At 50.2% G+C, this 613-nt stretch carries 2 protein-coding genes; both read left to right on the forward strand.

The window, feature by feature from the left end:
• On the forward strand, positions 1–326 hold a 326-nt coding region (locus tag G3A47_RS22960), incomplete at its 5' end, for a tail sheath stabilizer and completion protein (protein WP_208328422.1).
• A gap of 11 nt (positions 327–337) precedes the next feature.
• Positions 338–613, forward strand: a 276-nt coding sequence (locus G3A47_RS22965) for a hypothetical protein (protein ID WP_208328423.1), incomplete at its 3' end; no start/stop codon positions are given.

Genomic DNA, 613 nt, shown 5'->3' on the forward strand with positions numbered 1-613 from the left:
TCACTCCCTCTCTAGACTGTGGTATCAAGGACAACGATACACTACAGCAAGACCAGAAGATCAAGATCCAACTGATCAGCCACCAGATGTCCGATAACTGGGAAGGGGATGCTTCTGATTCACCACACGTCGACTGCTCCTTCATGTTCCAGCTGAGCGGCTTCATCTACGGATATGACTATTGGGTGGACAACGAGGGAGGCGGGGATCCTAACGGGATCAAAGAGATAATTATCGAAATGTCTAATGATTTGAAAACACCGTGGACGGAACTGCCGGAGTGGTTCCGTGTTGACAAAGACGGTGTACATCATCCTGGAGATTGATTATGAGTGCTATGTCAGAACGCCTATTATCTACCCTCAGTGCTATCCAAGCGCGGGATGAGGTCGCTCAAGAAGTCATGGAGAAGACCTCGCCTATGGCCGGAAAAGATTACGATCCGGATACAGGCGAATGGTTGGGTGAAAAGCCTGCGGGGTATGAGCCTGTGGTGTTTCCTCCTTCATTGGACCCAGAAGAGCTGAAGCCCAAGGAGTCTAAGGTTCCAGACTTCGAAGACACTGATGCCACCACCGACTACAAACGCATCCGTGACACGACTTATGCCATG

The sequence above is a fragment of the Flavobacterium poyangense genome (assembly GCF_011751075.1).
GTDB lineage: Bacteria > Bacteroidota > Bacteroidia > Flavobacteriales > Flavobacteriaceae > Flavobacterium > Flavobacterium poyangense.